Raw genomic sequence first — 18,128 nt, 5'->3', positions numbered from 1 at the left:
GGCCGATTCAGGTGAGCTAGGCTCGGGCCAAGCGACCCATCACCACGCGTGCGCAGCCGGCCTCGGCCTTGCGGAAGGGCGCCGCGTCATCCCCGCGATGCCGTAGCCCTCAATGGCTCCAGCGATCGAACGTGCGACAGCCTCGGCAGGCTCCACGAGGCGCCGCCGCGTGCGCATGCGTTCCATGGTGTAGCTGGCCGCGATGCGCTCGGCCAGTGGGTCGCCGGCACCGGCCACGTCGGGGTTCACCAGCGTGACGTGCAGGCGCCCTTCGTGCTCTTGCCGCAGCCCTTCCGAGATCGCGTTCACCGCGTACTGCGTGCCGTGGTACACGGCCGAGTCCGCCGACAGGCCTTGCGCAGCCACCGGCGCCACATTGACGATGTGGCCCCAGCCCTGTTCCTGCATCGTCGGCAGCACAGCCGCAATGCCGAGCAGCACGCCGCGCAGGTTCACGTCGATCATGAGTTCCCACTCTTCGATCTTGCGGTTCCACAGCGGCGACAGCGGCATCACGCCCGCGGCGTTGACCAGCACGTCGATGTGCTCGTGCGTCTCGAGGGCGAACTCGGCGAAGGCTTCCATGTCGGGCCGGTGCGTGACGTCGAGCCGCTGAAAGCTCGCCGTGCCACCCGTGGCATTGATTTCGGCTGCGAGTGCTTCGAGCCGGTCGGTGCGTCGCGCACCGAGCACCACGCTGGCGCCGCGCCGCGCCAGCAGCCGCGCGGTGGCCTCGCCGATGCCGCTGCTCGCGCCGGTGATGAGGACGACTTTTTCCTGGATTGCGCTCATACAAAACTCCTCGTGCAGGTCGGTGAACCATGGCGCAATGGACGCGCCGGGCATGGAGAGAAGTCTCGGGCCGAAGGGGCCTGGGGCGGTATCCGGATCGCACACGGTTCTTGCCTGATCCTGCGAAAAAGATCTTTCCTAACCTTTTGCGGCGACAGCTGTCCGGGCGCAATCAGAAAGACCGTAGCGGGGTTCGTTGTGGGAGTTCATCGCTCCAGGAGGGCGGCATAAACTGCCGCGATGGCCCAACCCGACATCGATCCGAACGCCCATTTCAACGACCCTCTGTCGGTGTCCGCGTACGCCGACAAGACACGCAGGCTGGTCCCGGGCTGGTCCGACTTGCAGAAGATGGTGGCCTTGCTGGTCGCCGAGCGGGCACCGGCGAACGCGAATGTGCTGGTCGTCGGCGCAGGCGGCGGTGTCGAGCTGAAGGTCTTTGCGCAGATGCACGCGCAATGGCGCTTCGTCGGTGTCGATCCGGCGAAGTCGATGCTCGAGCTGGCAGAAGCAGAACTCGGCCCGCTGATTGCGCGCGCCGAACTTCACCACGGTTATGTCGACACCGCGCCGGAGGGGCCTTTCGATGCCGCGACCTGCCTGCTGACGATGCACTTCATTGCCATCGACGAACGCGGGCGCACGTTGAAGGAAATCCGGCGCCGCCTGAAGCCTGGCGCGCCGTTCGTCATGGCTCACATGAGTTTTCCGCAAGCGCCGGCGGAGCGGGCGTTGTGGCTCTCGCGTTACGTTGCGTTCGCTGTCGCCTCGGGCGTCGATCCTGAAAGTGCGCGCAACGCGGCATCGGCGATCGGCTCGAAGCTGCCGCTGTTGGGCCCCGACGAAGAAGAGGCCATGCTCGCCGAGGCCGGCTTCACGGGCGCACAGCTGTTCTACGCGGGACTGGCATTCCGCGGTTGGGTGGCGTACGCCTGAACAGGGGGAGAGAGAGGGGCGAGAGGGCATGCGGTGCCGCCACCTCGCTCGCTATTTCTTGCAGTCGCCGCCGACGGACACCGTACCGTCCCGGCACTCGGTAAGGATCGGCTCGCCCGCCGGTTGCGGTGCGGCAGACGGCGCCGCGGTCGCCGGGCCTTGCCCGGCATCGCGCTCGTACATCACCTTCCTGGTACCGAGTTCGCAACTGCCCACCATCTGCCCGTTCGCCGACGCGTTGGCATCGACGACGGTCACGGTGAAGCGCGCCACGCCTGCCGCGGCGATCTTCGCTTCGATCCGGGTGCGCAGGTCTTCGCAGTTCTCGGCACTGTGAGCGGCCGCGCCGGCGAGAGCCAGCGCGACAGCGATCAGCCAGGGTTTCATGAGGACCTGCCTTTCCCTTTCATGAGACGGCGGGGCTGCCTGCGCAGCCCCTTTTTGCATCAACCCTGCGCCGAAGCCAGCGCGGCGTTCAGCGTCGCGCTCGGGCGCATCACCGCCTCGAATTTCTTCGGATCAGCCAGGTAGTAGCCACCGATGTCCACCGGCTTGCCCTGCACGGCCGCGAGTTCGTCGACGATCTTCTGCTCGTTGCTGGCAAGCGTCTCGGCCAGCTTCTTGAACTTGGCTTGCAGTTCCTTGTCGTCGGTCTGCGCGGCCAGTTCCTGGGCCCAGTACATGGCCAGGTAGAACTGGCTGCCGCGGTTGTCGAGCTGGCCGGTCTTGGGCGACGGGTTCTTGTTGTTGTCGAGCAGCTTGCCGGTGGCGGTGTCCAGCGTCTTCGCCAGGATGGTCGCCTGCTTGTTGTTCGTCTTCAGGCCCAGGTCTTCCAGGCTCACGGCCAGCGCGAGGAATTCGCCCAGCGAATCCCAGCGCAGGTGGTTTTCTTCCACCAGTTGCTGCACGTGCTTGGGGGCCGAGCCGCCCGCGCCGGTTTCATAGAGGCCGCCGCCGGCCATCAGCGGCACGATCGACAGCATCTTGGCCGAGGTGCCCAGTTCCATGATGGGGAACAGGTCGGTCAGGTAGTCGCGCAGGATGTTGCCGGTGGCGCTGATGGTGTCCAGGCCGCGCACGACGCGCTCCAGCGTGTAACGCATGGCGCGCACCTGGCTCATGATCTGGATGTCCAGGCCCGAGGTGTCGTGCTCGTGCAGGTACATCTTGACCTTGGTGATCAGCTGCGCTTCGTGCGGGCGGTAGGCGTCGAGCCAGAACACCACCGGCATGCCGGAGTTGCGCGCGCGCGTGACGGCCAGCTTGACCCAGTCGCGGATCGCGGCGTCCTTGACCTGGCACATGCGCCAGATGTCGCCTTGCTCCACGTCTTCGCTCATCAGCACTTCGCCGGTGTCCAGGTCGGTGATGTTGGCGACGCCGTCTTCGGGGATCTCGAAGGTCTTGTCGTGCGAGCCGTACTCTTCGGCCTTCTGGGCCATCAGGCCGACGTTGGGCACGGTGCCCATGGTCTTGGGGTCGAAGGCGCCGTGCCACTTGCAGAAGTTGATGATCTCCTGGTAGATGCGGGCGAAGGTCGATTCGGGCATCACGGCCTTCACGTCCTTCAGGCGGCCGTCGGCGCCCCACATCTTGCCGCCGTTACGGATCATCGCGGGCATCGATGCGTCCACGATCACGTCATTGGGCGAATGGAAGTTGGTGATGCCCTTGGCCGAGTCGACCATGGCCAGCTCGGGGCGGTGCTCGTGGCAGGCGTGCAGGTCGCGCTTGATCTCGTCCTGCGTACTTTGCGGCAGCGTGGCGATCTTGTTGTACAGGTCGACCATGCCGTTGTTGACGTTGATGCCCAGTTCGTCGAACAGCTTGCCGTGTTTCTCGAAGGCTTCCTTGTAGAAGATCTTCACGCAGTGGCCGAACACGATGGGGTGCGAGACCTTCATCATCGTGGCCTTCACGTGCAGCGAGAACATCACGCCGGTCTTGTGCGCGTCTTCGATCTCTTTTTCATAAAAGGCCAGCAGGGCCTTCTTGCTCATGAACATCGAGTCGATGACTTCGCGGTCCAGCAGCGCGACCTTGGGCTTGAGCACGATGGTCTTGCCGCTCTTGGTCAGCAGTTCCATCTTGACGTTGCGCGCGCGGTCCAGGGTCATGGACTTTTCGCCGTGATAGAAGTCGCCGCCATGCATGTGCGAGACGTGCGAGCGCGAGGCCTGGCTCCAGTCGGCCATGCTGTGCGGGTTCTTGCGGGCGTATTCCTTGACGGCCTTGGGCGCGCGGCGGTCGGAGTTGCCTTCGCGCAGCACGGGGTTCACGGCGCTGCCGGTGCACTTGTTGTAGCGCGCGCGGATGTCCTTGTCTTCGTCCGAGGTCGGGTTCTCGGGGTAGTCGGGAATCTTGTAGCCCTTGCCTTGCAGTTCCTTGATGGCCGACTTGAGCTGGGCCACCGAGGCGCTGATGTTGGGCAGCTTGATGATGTTGGCTTCAGGCTTGAGCGTCAGCTTGCCCAGTTCGGCCAGGTTGTCGGGCACCTTCTGGCCGTCGCCCAGGAATTCAGGGAACTCGCCCAGGATGCGGGCCGCCACCGAGATGTCGCTGGTGGTCACGTCGATGCCGGCCGGGCTGGTGAACGCGCGGATGATGGGCAAAAACGCGTAGGTCGCCAGCAGGGGCGCCTCGTCGGTCAGGGTGTAGACGATGGTGGGTTGCTTCGTGCTCATGCGCTTGCTTCCGTAATGCAGTGTTGTCGGGTGGCAGGGAGTTCAGGCGGGATCTGGCCGCCGGAACCGCCGATTGTCGCCGGGCGCGCGGGCGGGGCGGCATTTCGCGGCCGGATCACCCCGCGGCGGCCTGTGTCAATGCAGCGGCAGGTCGATGGTGGCCGCGAGCGGGACGGTGTCGATCCGCGCGGCACTGGCGACGATGACGGCCTGCGCCGACTGCCCGGCAAAGCCGGCGAGCGCGCCCCACAGGCAGCGGATCGAGGCGGCATCGAGCCCGGCCGTGGGCTCGTCCAGCAGGAGCAGCGGGCGCCCCGAGGCCAGCCCGGCCGCCATCCAGACCTTGCGCTTCGAACCCGTCGAAAGCATGAACATCTTCTTGTCCAGATGCGGGCCCAGGGCGAAGCCTTCGACCAGCGCCTGCCACTTTTCTTCGCTGAAATGCGGGTTTCCCTTGTTCAGGGTGGCCGTGCATTCGCGGGGCGTGACGTCGTTGAAGCGCTCCGTCGCCGGGTCGACGAAAAACACGTTCTGGCGATAGGCCTCGGGTGCGCTGTCCAGGCGCGCGCCGGCTGCCGTCAGACGGCCGGTGGCGGGCAGTGCCCCCGCGATCACCTGGAGCAGCGCCGACTTGCCGGTGCCGGTGTCGCCATACAGCAGGGTGACGCCCGGGCCGATGGCGGCGTTCCAGCCGGCGGCGAGTACGGGTTGACCCGGATATGCGAAGCCAAGGTCCTGGATCTGTAGAAGGGGGCGGGGAAGGGGAGGGGCGGTCGTGTTCACGCGCCGGTTTTACCCCATCGGGCGGCAGCGGCTGGCTACCATTCGCGCATGAAAAAACTCCTCATCCTCGGTGCCGGCGCATGGCTCGCCGCCATGGGGCTCGCGGGCGCCGCCGTGGCCGCGCCCTCGGCGCAGATCTTCCTCGCGGTCAAGGCGCCGGAATCCGTCGATGTCGACTGGCGCACCCACCTGTGCGCCTTGCTGCCCCAGCCTTGCGATGCCCAGGCCCTGAAGCTGCACCAGCCGCGCGACGGCAAGGCCGATGACTACCTGGTCATTTCCGAGAAGCCACTCGCGATGGCGCTCCTGAAGCGCAACGCCGCCGCCAACGCCTGGCAACTCGAACGCCTGCACGACTTCTCGGCATATGCCCGCTCGCTGCAGCAAGACCGCCAGAGCGGCGACCCCAAGGTGTCTCTCGCGCTTGCACCGGCGCTTTATCCGCTGGCTGAAGGCCGCTGGGCCGTGGCCGTGACGCAGAGCGAATCCGAGAGTTATTCGGGCGGTGGCGCGTCGTCCGTCACGGCCGATTTCGTGCCGCTCGACACGCCGGCCGGGCAGCCGGCCAAGGCCGTGCGCGAAGGCATTCCGTTCTGGTGCTCGCGGATGATCCGCGCCTGCTTCACCGAGAAGGAATACAAGACCTCGAAGCACTGCCACGACGAAAGCCGGGGCAACCTGCGCATTGCCTACGGCGAGCCCGCCAAGGCCGGCGACCCCTACGTGTGGCGCTATACGTGGCTGCAAAGCGACTGGCCCGCGCACACCGGCCCCAGTGCCGACAAGCGCACGAGCGTCAACTTCACCGACAAGACGATCGAAAAGGCCGACTTCTGCGGCGGCGGGCTGAACTAGTTTTTTCCGGCGTGCCATCCGGCCCGGGTGGTCCGAGTGGCACGCAAACTGCTTGGAGAGATTGATCCAGGAGAAATGCCGGCTCGATGCTTCGAGTTAGTGCATTACCGAAGGCGATAGCCCAGAACGCTCAGGTCCCAAGACTGGATTTTTTCTAACGCTGGAGAGCGTTGCCCGGCACCGTCAAGGTGCCGAGGGCAGCCGCCGAAGGGGCAAGCCATGCGCGATGCGCGCGCATGGTGAATCTCTCAGGCCAAAGGACAGCAGGGGCACGCCGCGCCAACGCGCGGCGTGTCCTTGTTCGCTTCCGGAGCCTGTGTCCATGACTTCCATCCGAGCGCCTCGCGCGTCCGCGCCAACGGCTTTGCCGTGGCGACAGCCTGCGCGTGGCCGAAGCCTTTTCACGGCCACACCTTCCTCTTTCTTTCAACCGGAGAACTGAACCATGCTGTCGAAGAAATCCCTGATGAAAACCATCCTTGCAGGCGCGATGTTCGCGGCCGCCGCCGCGAGCAGCTTCGCGCAGGACGCGGGCAAGGTGCTGCGCCTGGTGCCGCAGTCCGACCTGAAGATCCTCGATCCGATCTGGACCACCGCCTTCGTCACGCGCAACCACGGCTACATGGTCTACGACACGCTCTTCGGCGTGGACGAACGGGGCAAGGTGCTGCCGCAGATGGTCGACAAGTACACGACCAGCGCCGACGGCAAGACCTGGAACTTCACGCTGCGCAAGGGCCTGGCCTTCCATGACGGCAAGCCGGTCACCTCCGACGACGTGCTCGCCTCGCTCAAGCGATGGGGCCAGCGCGACGGCCTGGGCCAGAAGATGTTCGTCGCCATGGACAAGACCGAGGCGGTCGATGCCAACAGCTTCAGGTTCGTCTTCAAGGAGCCGTTCGGCATGGTGCTCGACGCGCTGAGCAAGCCGTCGTCGAACCCGCCCTTCATCATGCCCGCGCGCGTGGCCGCCACGCCGGCCGACAAGCAGATCGACGACGCCACCGGCTCCGGCCCCTACATCTTCAAGAAGGACGAATACCGCCCCGGCGAAAAGATCGTCTACCTGAAGAACACCAAATACGTGCCACGTGCCGAAGCGCCTTCCGGCACGGCCGGCGGCAAGAACGTGTACGTCGACCGCATGGAGTGGATCGTGCTGAAGGACGCGCAGACCCAGGCCAATGCGCTGGCCAACGGCGAGGTCGACATGATCGAGTGGGTGCCGTCCGAGCAGTACACCGCGCTCAAGAACAACCCCGCCATCACGCTGGACAGCCCCGTGTCGAAGGGCTCGTTCGCGCTGCACCTGAACCACCTGATCCCGCCTTTCGACAACCCGAAGATCGCGCAGGCCGCCTTCATGGCCATCAACCAGGAGGCGCTGATGCGCGCCCAGCTGGTGCACAAGGAGCTGTACAACAGCTGCGCTTCCATCTACCCCTGCGGCTCGGCCTTCGCGTCCGACAAGACCGGCTACTTCACCGGCAAGCCGCAGTTCGAAAAAGCCAAGGCGCTGCTCAAGGAGGCAGGCTATGACGGCAAGCCCGTGGTGCTGATGTACCCGGCCGATTTCGCGGTGCTCAACAAGTTTCCGCCGGTGATGGCGCAACTGCTCAAGCAGGCCGGCTTCAACGTCGACATGCAGTCGATGGACTGGCCCACGCTGGTCACGCGCCGCGCCAAGAAAGACCCGGTGGCCAATGGCGGCTGGAACCTCTTCATCACCGGCTGGGGCATTGCCGACAACATGAACCCGATGTTCTTCGCGCCGCTCACGGGCAATGGCGAGAAGGGCTGGTTCGGCTGGGCCACCGACGACAAGCTGGAGCAGCTCAAGTCCGACTTCCTCGCCAGCAGCGAGGAACCCAAGCGCAAGGAACTGGCCACCGCCATCCAGCAGCGCGTGTACGACACCGGCATCTACGCGCCCATCGGCGAATACAAGCCGCTCACGGCCTACCGCAAGGGCGTGGTGAGCGGCGTGGTGCGCTCGCCGGTGGCCGTGTTCTGGAACCTGAAGAAGAACTGAGACAGCTGGAATCAGGGAGTCACCCATGCTGCTCTTTCTTGCACGCCGCATTCTCTCGACCGTGCCGGTGCTCGTCATCGTCGCGCTCATCGTGTTCCTGATGCTGCGGCTCGCGCCCGGCGACCCGGCCGCCGCCATCGTGGGCGACAGCGGCACCAGCGAAAACATCGCCCGCGTGCGCGAGCAGCTGGGGCTCAACCAGTCGCTGCCGGTGCAGTTCTTTCACTGGAGTGCACAACTGCTGCAGGGCAACCTGGGCGAGTCGTACTTCATGAAGAAGACGGTGGTGGAACTGATCGGCCAGCGCATCGAGGCCACGGTGTCGCTCGCGGCCGTGACGCTGGTGGCGACCATCCTCATCGCGGTGCCGCTCGGCGTGATCGCCGCATGGCGCCACGGCGGCTGGCTCGACCGCATGCTCATGGGCTTCTCGGTCATGGGGTTTTCGATACCGGCCTTCGTGATCGGCTACGTGCTCATCTGGATCTTCGCGCTGCACCTGCAGTGGCTGCCGGTGCAGGGCTACCAGCGACTGAGCCAGGGGCCCTGGCTGTGGATCAAGCACCTGATCCTGCCGTCGGTCACGCTGTCGATCATCTACGTGGCGCTGATCGCGCGCGTCACGCGCGCGGCCGTGGCCGAGGCGATGACCGAGGACTACATCCGCACCGCGCGCGCCAAGGGCATCTCCGAGACGCGGCTGCTGATGCGCCACGCGCTCGCCAACGCGGCGATTCCCATCGTCACGGTCATCGGCATCGGCATCGCGCTCCTGATCGGCGGCGTGGTGGTCACCGAAACGGTGTTCGCCATTCCGGGGCTCGGGCAGCTCACGGTCGACGCGGTGCTGTCGCGCGACTTTCCGCTGATCCAGGGCATCACGCTGTTCTTTTCCGTCATCTATGTGCTCATCAATCTGCTGATCGATCTGAGCTACCTGGTGTTCGACCCCCGCATCCGCTACTGAACGAAGTGAACGGAAACACCATGACCGATTCGACCCTTCCCCTGGCCGCAGCGCCAGACATCGCCATCGAAGCGCTGGCACCGCCGAAGCGGCGCTCGCTGCTCAAACGCATCCTGGCCGACTGGTCGGTGCGCGCGGGCGGCGGCGTGTTGCTGCTGCTCGTGCTGATGTCGCTGGCCGCGCCATGGCTCGGCACCATCGACCCGACCGCCATCGACCCCGGCAGCGGCAACCTCATGCCCGGCACGCGCGGCGAGTTCAACAGCCTGGCCGGCGACACCTTCGAGCACCTGTTCGTGATGGGCACCGACAGCCTCGGGCGCGACATCTGGAGCCGCACGCTGTACGGCGCGCGCGTGTCGCTCACGGTGGGCATCGCGGTGGCCGCGCTCGCCGTGGTGTTCGGCATGCTCGTGGGCCTGCTGGGTGGCTACTTCCGGCGCATCGACGGCGCGATCATGCGGCTGATGGACGGCGTCATGGCCATCCCCGGCATCCTGTTCGCGATCAGCCTCGTGGCGCTGTTCGGCGGCACGCTGCTCACCGTGGTGGTGGCCATCGCGGTGCCCGAGATCCCGCGCGTGGCGCGGCTGGTGCGCTCGGTGGTGCTCACCGTGCGCGAAGAGCCGTATGTGGAGGCGGCGATTGCGCTCGACACGCCGACCTGGAAGATCCTTGCGAGGCACATCCTGCCGAATGCGATTGCGCCGCTGATCATCCAGGCGACTTACGTGTGCGCCTCGGCGATCCTGGTGGAGGCCATCCTGTCCTTCCTCGGCGTGGGCCTGCCGGCGGACATGGCGACCTGGGGGAACATCATGGCGGAGGGCCGCGCGCAGTTCAACCAGTACCCGCACAACGTGCTGTTCCCGGGCATCTTCCTGGCGCTCACGGTGCTGGCCGTGAACATCCTGGGCGACGGGCTGCGCGACACGCTCGACCCGAAGTTCAACAAGCGCGGAGGCTGAGCCATGACGCAACAAGCCCCCGTGCTTTCCGTGCGCGACCTCGCCATCGCATTGCCGCGCGGCGGCGACCGGCCGCATGCGGTCGACAAGGTTTCCTTCGACGTGCCACCCGGCAAGATCGTCTGCCTGCTCGGCGAATCGGGCTCGGGCAAGTCGGTCATTGCCAATGCGGTGATGGGCCTGCTGCCTTCGGGCCTTGTGCCGGTGCGAGGTGCCATCGAATTGCAGGGCGAGAACCTGCTCGCCGCGCCGGCCTCGCGCCTGCGCCAGTTGCGCGGCCCGTCGATGGCGATGGTGTTCCAGGAGCCGATGACCGCGCTCAACCCCGTCATGACCTGCGGCGCGCAGATCGACGAAATGCTGGCGCAGCACGTGCGCATGGGCGCGGCCGAACGGCGGCAGAAGATCCTGGCGATCATGGCGCGCGTGCGGTTGCCGGAGCCCGAGCGCATCTTTGCCTCGTACCCGCACCAGCTCTCGGGCGGGCAGCGCCAGCGCATCGTGATCGCGATGGCGTTGATCCTCAAGCCCGCGCTGCTGATCTGCGACGAGCCGACCACTGCGCTCGACGTGACGACGCAGGCCGAGATCCTCAAGCTCATCCTCGAGCTGCAGACCGAGAACGGCACGGCCGTGCTCTTCATCACGCACGACTTCGGCGTGGTGGCCGAGATTGCCGACGAGGTGGTGGTGCTGCAACTGGGCGCCATGATCGAGAAGGGCGACAAGATGGCGGTGCTCACGGCGCCGCGCGAGCCCTACACGCGGATGCTGCTCGACGCGGTGCCCGAGCTTTCCGCGCACAAGCGCCCGCCGGTCGCGGACGCCTACCCGTTGCTCAATGCCGTGAACATCTGCAAGACCTACGTCACGGGCGCATGGCCCGGCAAGCGCCGCACGGTGAAGGCGGCACGCGACGTGTCGCTGGCGGTGCGGCCCGGCGAAACCGTGGGCATCGTGGGCGAATCGGGCTCGGGCAAGTCGACGGTGGCGCGCTGCATCGCGCGGCTGATCGACCCGACCTCGGGCGACATCTTTGCCGATGGCCGTTCGGTGGCGCATGCCAGGGGGCGCGCACTGTCGCCGTTTCGCCGCACGGTGCAGGTGATCTTCCAGGACCCGTACCGCTCGCTCAATCCACGCCAGACCGTGGGCGCATCGATCGTCGAAGGGCCGGTCAACTTCGGCATGCCGCACGACAAGGCCTGGGCGCGCGCCGAAGAACTGATGCGTCTGGTGCGGCTGTCGCCCGACGCGCTGCGCCGCTACCCGAGCGAGTTCTCGGGCGGGCAGCGCCAGCGCATCTCGATTGCGCGCGCACTGGCCTGCGACCCGCAGGTGCTGATCGCCGACGAGGCGGTGTCGGCACTCGACGTGTCGGTGCAGGCGCAGATCCTGCGGCTGCTCGACGAGATCCAGCAGCGGCTGAAGATCGGCATTCTCTTCATCACCCACGACCTGCGCGTGGCCAGTCAGATCTGCGACAGCGTGATCGTGATGAGCCAGGGTGAAATCGTGGAGCGCGGCGAAGTGAAGGACGTGTTCTTCGCACCGCAACACGAATACACGCGCAAACTGCTGGCTGCCGCGCCCGGCCGCGACTTCGCCTTTGCGCGCAGCTGAAATTCCTTCGTTCCCACGCCAATGAAAAAAAGGATGCCATGAAAGTCTTCATCGCCGGTTTCCAGCACGAGACCAACACCTTCGCGCCCAGCAAGGCCGACTGGGCCGCGTTCAACGCGGGCTCGAGCTTTCCGCCGTACCGGCGCGGCGCCGCCATCGTCGAAGCCTACGCGGGCAGGAACATTCCCGTTGGCGGCTTCATCGACGCGGCGCGCGAGAAGGGCTGGTCGCTGGTGCCCTCGGCCTGGGCCGGTGCCACGCCCTCGGCGCACGTGACCGAAGACGCTTTCGAGCGCATCTCCGCCGCCATCGCCGAGGACCTGAGTGCCGCGCTGGCCGACGGCGGCATCGACGCGGTCTACCTCGACCTGCACGGCGCGGCCGTGACCGAGCACCTGGAAGACCCCGAGGGCGAGCTGATCTCACGCATTCGCATGCTTGTCGGGCCCGACGTGCCCATCGTCGCGAGCCTGGACCTGCACGGCAACATCACCGCGCAGATGCTGGCCGAGGCCGACGCGCTGGCCACCTACCGCACCTACCCGCACGTCGACATGGCCGACACCGGCCGGCTGGCCGCGACGCTGCTGGAGCGCCGCGTGGCGCGCGGTTCACGCGAGCCGCTGCATGCGCGGCGGCTCAGCTTTTTGCTGCCGCTGAACGTGCAGTCGACCATGATCGAGCCGGCCGCGTCGGTGTACCAACTGCTCAAGGAACTCGACGTGCAGCACGGCGCGGTGCTGAGTTTTGCCACCGGCTTTCCGGCGGCCGACATCGCCGAGTGCGGCCCGGTGGTGTGGGGCTATGGCGATGACGCCGGCGCGGCGGTGGCCACGCTGTACGAACGCATCGACCAGCCGCGCTCGCAATGGCGGCTCGACGTGCTCGCGCCGCGCGTGGCCGTGGCACGGGCGTTGGAACTGGCGGAAGGCGCGAGCCGCCCGGTCGTCATCGCCGACACGCAGGACAACCCCGGCGCGGGCGCCGACAGCAACACCACCGGCATGCTGCATGCGCTGCTGGCCGAAGGCGCGGGCAAGCGCTTTCCGGGGAAGGTGGCGCTGGGGCTGATGTTCGACCCGGCCGCTGCAGCCGCCGCGCATGAAGCCGGCGTGGGCGCGCAGATCCGCGTCGCGCTCGGCACCTCGGTGCCCACGTGGGGCGGCCAGTTCAGCGATGCGCTGGTCGAAGGCCTGTTCACCGTGACCGCGCTCAGCGACGGGCAGGTGCAGGGCAAGGGGCCGATGTCGCGCGGCGGCGTGGTGTCGCTTGGCCCGAGCGCCTGCCTGGAGATCGACGGTGTGCGGATCGCCGTGGCCAGCGGCAAGAGCCAGATGCTCGACCGCGAGTACTTCCGGTACCTGGGCATCGAGCCCGAGGCGATGAAGCTGCTGGTCAACAAAAGCTCGGTGCACTTTCGCGCCGACTTCGCGCCCATTGCCAGCACCATCCTCGTGGCCAAGGCGCCGGGCCCGATGGCTGCCGACCCGGCCGATCTGCCGTGGACGCGGCTGCCGTCCACGATGGCGTTGCAACCCTGAGCCGCCGACGAATTCTTTCCTTCCAACCTTTGAGAAGACGATGCCGCAGAACGCACAGCACTACCTTGAGTACATGAGAAAGAACGCCGCCGAGTTCGTCACGGTGCGCCAGCAGATCCACCAGAACCCCGAACTCGGTTTTGAAGAGTTCGGCACCAGCGACCTGGTGGCCGAGCGCCTTGCGGCCTGGGGCTACGAAGTCGAGCGCGGGCTCGGCGTGACGGGGCTCGTCGGTCGCCTGAAGCGCGGCAGTGGAACGCGCGCCATCGGCATCCGTGCCGACATGGACGCGCTGCCCATCGAGGAGAAAACCGGCCTGGCCTACCGCAGCGGAAGGCCCGGCATCATGCACGCCTGCGGCCACGACGGCCACACGGCGATGCTGCTCGGCGCTGCCAAGTACCTTGCGCAGCACGGCGAGTTTTCGGGCACGCTCAACCTGATCTTCCAGCCGGCCGAGGAAGGCATGGGCGGCGCCGTGAAGATGATGGAAGACGGCCTGTTCGAGAAGTACCCCTGCGACGCGGTCTACGCCATGCACAACTCGCCGGGCCGGCGGCAGGGCGACCTTATGTTCCGCGAGGGCGCGGCCATGGCCTCGTCGGACTACGCCACCGTCACGCTCACCGGCGTGGGCGGGCACGGCGCCATGCCGCACCGCTCGGCCGACCCGATCGTGGCCGCATCGAGCATCGTGATGGCGCTGCAGACCATCGTCTCGCGCAACGCAGATCCGCAGGAGATGGCCATCGTCACCGTCGGCGCGATCCACGCCGGCAAGGCGAACAACGTGATTCCCGAGACCTGCGTGCTGGAGATCAGCGTGCGTTCGCTCAATCGCGAGATGCGCGAGCTGCTCGAAAAACGCCTGAAGGCCATCGTGAACGCGCAGGCCGAGAGCTTCGGCGTGAAGGCGCACATCGATTACCGCAAGGGCTATGCAGTGCTGGTGAACACGCCCGAGGAAACCGAGTTCGCGCGGCGCGTCGGCCGCGAGCTGGTGGGCGCCGAGCATGTGGAGCCGCAGGGGCCCGCCGTGACGGGCAGCGAAGACTTCGCGTTCATGCTGGAAAAAAGGCCCGGCTGTTATCTCTTCATCGGCAACGGCGCACCGGGCCAGCACGGCGGTTGCATGGTGCACAACCCCGGCTACGACTTCAACGACAGCAACCTGCCGATCGGCGCGGCCTACTGGGCGTTGCTCGCGGAAAGCTACCTGCAGTAAGCGAGCTGCGGTGGCGCGCTCAGTGCCTGGGCACCGTCACCGCGCCCACATGCCGCGTGCGCCCCGCGCCGAGGCCCGCGATCACCAGCGCGATGCCCAGCCCGACGAAGAGCCAGGCCGATGCGCGGAAGCTGCCCGTCCATCCGTGCAGCAGCCCGGCCACCAGCGGGCCGAAGGCCGCCACCATGTAGCCCACGCCCTGCGCCATACCCGACAGGTGCGCGGCCACATGCGAATCGGGTGAGCGCAGCACGATCATCGTGAGCGCCAGCGCGAAGGTGCCGCCCTGCGCAATGCCGAGCATCACGGCCCAGAACCACACGCCGCCCAGCGGCGCGAACAGCATCGCCAGCATGGCCGTGACGGTGAGCAGGGCCAGCGCCACGCCCAGGCCGCGCTGGTTGCGCAGCTTCACGGCAAGCGCCGGCACCACGAGGCAGGTCACCACCTGCGTCATGACCGACAGCGACACCACGTAGCCGGCCGTCTCGCTGCCGAGCCCGCGCTCGCGCAGGATCGGCGCGAGCCAGCCCATCACGATGTAGGCCAGAGCCGATTGCAGTCCCATGAACAGCGTGACCTGCCACGCCAGCTTGTCGCGCCAGAGCCCGCGCACGGTAAAGCCCGACTCGCTCGCCACCGGCTTGAGCGGCAGTGCCTGCGGCGCCCAGATCAGTGTGACCAGCGCGGCCGGCAACGCCCACATCGCAAGCGCCATCGTCCAGCCGCCGCCCAATGCATGTTCGATCGGCACCGTCAGGCCCGCGGCGCTGGCGGCACCGCCGCACACGGCCATGGTGTACAGGCCCATCATCAGCGCCGCCTGCTTGGCGAAGTCGCGCTTGACCAGCCCTGACAACAGCACGTTCGACACCGCGATGCCGCTGCCCGCGATGGCCGAAGCCAGGAACAGCAGAGGGATGTTGCCGGTGCCGCGCAGCACCGTGCCCAGAAGAATCAGCACCATGCAGCCGAGCAGCGTGCGCTCGGTGCCGAAGCGGCGGCCCAGCCACGGCGCGAGCGGCGCGAACACGCCCAGGCAGACGATTGGCAACGTGGTCAGCAGGCTCGCGGCCGTGGCCGAGAGGCCCGTGGCCTTGATGATTTCGGGCAGCACCACCGACAGGCTGGCGAACACCGGCCGCAGGTTGAACGCGATCAGCACCACGCTCGCGCCGAGCAGGATGCGGCGGCCGGTGCTGGGTGCAGGCGTGGGGCGCGGCGCGGGCTGGCTGTCGACCTCGGCGTCGATCAGCAGTTCCTCGGTGGTTCCGGGTGACGTGGGGGACGCAGGCTGGGTGCGCCGCATCGGGGTGGCGCCGGGCGTGAAGGCGGCCGAGCTCATGCCGTGCCCAGCGACAACGCGTTGATCATCGGCGCCATGAAGGCGCGCACCGCGGCGGCGGCGATGTCGGGGTCGCGGCTGGCGATGCCTTCGACGATGGACCGGTGCGCTTCCTCGTCAGGCTCGGGCAGGCTGCTGCCCATCGTGCTGGCGATGGTTTCCTTGATGTAGCCGGTGATGAAGCGGCAGGTTTCGGCCAGCGCCAGGTTGCCCGAGACATCGACGATGGCCAGGTGAAAGGCCAGGTCGCGTTCGATGAAGCCCGCGCCGTTGTCGCTTGCATCGGGCACGCCGCGCTTGTCGAGCAGGGTGTTCAGGCGGCGCAGGTCTTTGGCGGTATGGCGCACGGCGGCCAGCCGGGCGGCCTCGACTTCGAGTGCGCGGCGCACCTCGAACTGGTCGCGCAGGCTCGCGCGCCGCATCTTCTGAAGGCTGGACGAAGGATCGAAACCCGAGCGCACATAGGTGCCCGAACCTTGGCGCACTTCGAGCAGGCCGCGCGACACCAGCGTCTTGACGGCTTCGCGCACCGTGCCGCGGCTCACGCCGAGCAACTGCGCGAGCTGCGGCTCGATCGGAATGCGGCTGCCGACGGCCCAGCGGCCCGTGGAGATTTCGGTGCGAATGCTGTTGGCGGCGGTGTCCGCCAGAGAGGTGCGAGGCGCTTGGGCAAGCATCGGTTGAGCCTATTCATTCAATGATTGGACGAATTTTGACGCCAAAGCAAAGGCCGCGATGCGCGCGCGGTGGTTGTCCGTCTCTTGCTTTTCGATGATTTCAGCTTCTGGTTTGCGGGATTCCGCAAGCACGCTCTGCAAATTTATCGAGAAATAGTGAACTTTTCCCGCCATTTAGGAAACGTTCCATCAAATGTTACCAATCATCAACTTGATGGCTGAAAATGAAACTAAAGGTCACTTGTGGATCAGCAAGTGACCTCGATTCTGCATCGTGGCCCCCGTGTCGCAGCCTGCAGGAGCGTTCAGGGAGAAAACAAAAACGGATCTCGCCGGGCTGAAATGAAGGACTTTTCTTTGTCGGACGTGCGGCTCTTCACGAAAGCCGCACAGCTTGGAGGACTGACTCCAGCCGCCGACGTACTCAACGTACCCAAGGCCTCCGCGTCGCGACAGCTCCAGAGGCTGGAAGCCACGGTGGGGCACCTGCTGTTGCATCGCGGTTCCACCCGCTTCGCGCTGACGGAGGAGGGCCGCGAGTTTCTGGTGGCGGCGCAGCACGTGCTGACCATCCTCGACGACGTCATGCTGAACCTGTCGTCCGGCGGCGGTGCCGTGAACGGCCGGCTGCGCATCGCCGTGCCGCATTACTACGGCCGGGAATTGTTGACGAACCATCTGCCGGCCTTCATGACCGCCTATCCGCAACTGGAAGTGGTGGTCGAGACCGGCAAGGACCGCGCGGACCTGTTCCGCGACGAGGCCGACCTTGCCATCCGGCGCGGCCGCGAGGGCTGCGACGAACTGGTCGCTCGCCACCTGAAGCACGAGCCGCTGATGCTGTGCGCCGCGCCGGCCTACCTGTCGCCGTTTCCGCGCATCGAGAGCCTGTCGGACCTGGCGTCGCACTTCTTCCTGACCACCGATGCCGAGGGGCGCAAGCGCGAGATCAACCTCGCGACCGCTGAAAAGACCCATCGGGTGCGGGTGGAAAGCGTATTCCAGTCGGACGACCTGGAATTGATCCTGCAATTGGCCCTTTCGGCCCGGGGTATTGCATTGCTTCCAGTATCGCTGGCCAGTCCGCAGATAGGCCAGGGGCTTTTAGTGCCGGTGTTGCCGTCGCTGAACCTGAAGCCCCAGGAAATCAATCTGGTCTATTTGCCGTCGCGCCGGAATTCTCCAAAGATAAAGACCTTTGTCGATTACGTACTGAGTATTTTCAGATCGTCCTGATTGCGCCAATGGCCGCCAGCCGATGGCGGCCGGGCAGCGCGGTCTTTTCACTTTCTTCCTGATTTCGCTGCGGTATTGCAGCGGGATTGCCCCTGCGCGGCTCGCTTTCAACGTGGTGCGACAGAGGGGAAAAGTGTTCTCGAAGGCCTCCGGTTGTCGAAACTGGAACCTTAATTCCGAATTGTGGGTTGTCGGAGTTGAGGGGTGCAAAACAGCGCCTTCGAATATACAGTCCGTCACTCAAAAAATAAAAGTTAACAAATGTTGACGGAAGCTGACTGCGGCAGAGAAATCGCAGCGGACCGGCAACCGGCGCCTGCGTCGATTCAATTCGAGCGCGGGCGACTGTAGTTCTCCCCAATGCCAGCCCATGCAAGGCCGGCATTCCCCAATTGCGGCCCGAGCCGCTTATTTCACGCCCGGTATTCATCGGGGGTGGACTCCTGTGTGTCTTGAATCCGGAG

Annotated in this window: 17 protein-coding genes and 1 riboswitch; of the genes, 9 read left to right on the top strand and 8 right to left on the bottom strand. The window is 66.2% G+C overall.

The window, feature by feature from the left end; genetic code table 11:
• Positions 1–39 precede the first annotated feature (39 nt).
• A complete protein-coding gene (locus BLQ28_RS24390) occupies positions 40–792 on the bottom strand; it encodes an SDR family oxidoreductase (protein WP_093245690.1) in 753 nt (250 codons plus the stop codon).
• A gap of 240 nt (positions 793–1,032) precedes the next feature.
• On the opposite strand from BLQ28_RS24390, the gene BLQ28_RS24385 reads away from it, so the two are divergent.
• Positions 1,033–1,728: a class I SAM-dependent methyltransferase gene (locus BLQ28_RS24385; protein WP_093245688.1), complete on the top strand. Its 696-nt coding sequence runs from the start codon at positions 1,033–1,035 to the stop codon at positions 1,726–1,728.
• A 51-nt stretch (positions 1,729–1,779) separates the two neighbouring features.
• On the opposite strand, the gene BLQ28_RS24380 is transcribed toward BLQ28_RS24385, so the two are convergent.
• The 3 genes from BLQ28_RS24380 to BLQ28_RS24370 form a co-directional block, all read right to left on the bottom strand.
• Positions 1,780–2,115 (bottom strand): DUF1161 domain-containing protein, encoded by a 336-nt coding sequence (locus BLQ28_RS24380; RefSeq protein ID WP_093245685.1) that lies wholly within the window; start codon positions 2,113–2,115, stop codon positions 1,780–1,782.
• Between the two features lie 59 nt (positions 2,116–2,174).
• A complete protein-coding gene (locus tag BLQ28_RS24375; protein WP_093245684.1) occupies positions 2,175–4,412 on the bottom strand; it encodes an NADP-dependent isocitrate dehydrogenase in 2,238 nt (745 codons plus the stop codon).
• Between the two features lie 135 nt (positions 4,413–4,547).
• On the bottom strand, positions 4,548–5,195 hold the full coding sequence (locus BLQ28_RS24370; RefSeq protein ID WP_093245682.1) for an ABC transporter ATP-binding protein: 648 nt from the start codon (positions 5,193–5,195) through the stop codon (positions 4,548–4,550).
• A 48-nt stretch (positions 5,196–5,243) separates the two neighbouring features.
• Here BLQ28_RS24370 and BLQ28_RS24365 point away from each other — a divergent pair, with 48 nt between their 5' ends.
• From BLQ28_RS24365 to BLQ28_RS24335, 7 genes are all read left to right on the top strand, one after another.
• Complete coding sequence (locus BLQ28_RS24365) at positions 5,244–6,050, top strand: hypothetical protein (protein ID WP_093245680.1); 807 nt, start codon at positions 5,244–5,246, stop codon at positions 6,048–6,050.
• A 150-nt stretch (positions 6,051–6,200) separates the two neighbouring features.
• A riboswitch (glycine riboswitch) is annotated at positions 6,201–6,324 on the top strand.
• A gap of 192 nt (positions 6,325–6,516) precedes the next feature.
• A complete protein-coding gene (locus BLQ28_RS24360; RefSeq protein ID WP_256327444.1) occupies positions 6,517–8,082 on the top strand; it encodes an ABC transporter substrate-binding protein in 1,566 nt (521 codons plus the stop codon).
• Positions 8,083–8,107: 25 nt separating this feature from the next.
• Positions 8,108–9,049, top strand: a complete 942-nt coding sequence (locus BLQ28_RS24355; protein ID WP_093245675.1) for an ABC transporter permease — start codon at positions 8,108–8,110, stop codon at positions 9,047–9,049.
• 20 nt (positions 9,050–9,069) lie between these two features.
• Complete coding sequence (locus BLQ28_RS24350; protein WP_093245672.1) at positions 9,070–10,017, top strand: ABC transporter permease; 948 nt, start codon at positions 9,070–9,072, stop codon at positions 10,015–10,017.
• A gap of 3 nt (positions 10,018–10,020) precedes the next feature.
• A complete protein-coding gene (locus BLQ28_RS24345; protein WP_093245669.1) occupies positions 10,021–11,640 on the top strand; it encodes a dipeptide ABC transporter ATP-binding protein in 1,620 nt (539 codons plus the stop codon).
• A 38-nt stretch (positions 11,641–11,678) separates the two neighbouring features.
• Positions 11,679–13,181 carry a M81 family metallopeptidase gene (locus tag BLQ28_RS24340; RefSeq protein ID WP_093245667.1) on the top strand — a complete coding sequence of 501 codons (1,503 nt, stop codon included), beginning with the start codon at positions 11,679–11,681 and terminating at the stop codon, positions 13,179–13,181.
• Between the two features lie 40 nt (positions 13,182–13,221).
• On the top strand, positions 13,222–14,406 hold the full coding sequence (locus tag BLQ28_RS24335) for a M20 aminoacylase family protein (RefSeq protein ID WP_093245664.1): 1,185 nt from the start codon (positions 13,222–13,224) through the stop codon (positions 14,404–14,406).
• 19 nt (positions 14,407–14,425) lie between these two features.
• On the opposite strand, the gene BLQ28_RS24330 is transcribed toward BLQ28_RS24335, so the two are convergent.
• The 3 genes from BLQ28_RS24330 to BLQ28_RS33080 are packed head-to-tail and all read right to left on the bottom strand — an operon-like array spanning position 14,426 to position 16,602.
• Positions 14,426–15,715, bottom strand: coding sequence for a CynX/NimT family MFS transporter (locus BLQ28_RS24330; RefSeq protein WP_093246156.1), 1,290 nt, complete (start codon positions 15,713–15,715; stop codon positions 14,426–14,428).
• Between the two features lie 32 nt (positions 15,716–15,747).
• Complete coding sequence (locus BLQ28_RS24325; RefSeq protein ID WP_093245661.1) at positions 15,748–16,428, bottom strand: FadR/GntR family transcriptional regulator; 681 nt, start codon at positions 16,426–16,428, stop codon at positions 15,748–15,750.
• Between the two features lie 9 nt (positions 16,429–16,437).
• Entirely contained in the window at positions 16,438–16,602 is a 165-nt protein-coding gene (locus tag BLQ28_RS33080) for a hypothetical protein (protein WP_176801218.1), read from the bottom strand.
• A gap of 168 nt (positions 16,603–16,770) precedes the next feature.
• Here BLQ28_RS33080 and BLQ28_RS24320 point away from each other — a divergent pair, with 168 nt between their 5' ends.
• A complete protein-coding gene (locus BLQ28_RS24320; RefSeq protein ID WP_093245659.1) occupies positions 16,771–17,664 on the top strand; it encodes a LysR family transcriptional regulator in 894 nt (297 codons plus the stop codon).
• Here the strand turns inward: BLQ28_RS24320 and BLQ28_RS32795 are convergent.
• Positions 17,651–18,094, bottom strand: coding sequence for a hypothetical protein (locus BLQ28_RS32795; protein WP_143012566.1), 444 nt, complete (start codon positions 18,092–18,094; stop codon positions 17,651–17,653). The genes BLQ28_RS24320 and BLQ28_RS32795 overlap by 14 nt on opposite strands.
• Positions 18,095–18,128: the final 34 nt, after the last annotated feature.

This window comes from Variovorax sp. EL159, assembly GCF_900100965.1.
GTDB lineage: Bacteria > Pseudomonadota > Gammaproteobacteria > Burkholderiales > Burkholderiaceae_C > Variovorax.
Note: the sequence above shows the minus strand (reverse complement) of the source record. Positions and strands in the feature narration are given on the sequence as shown.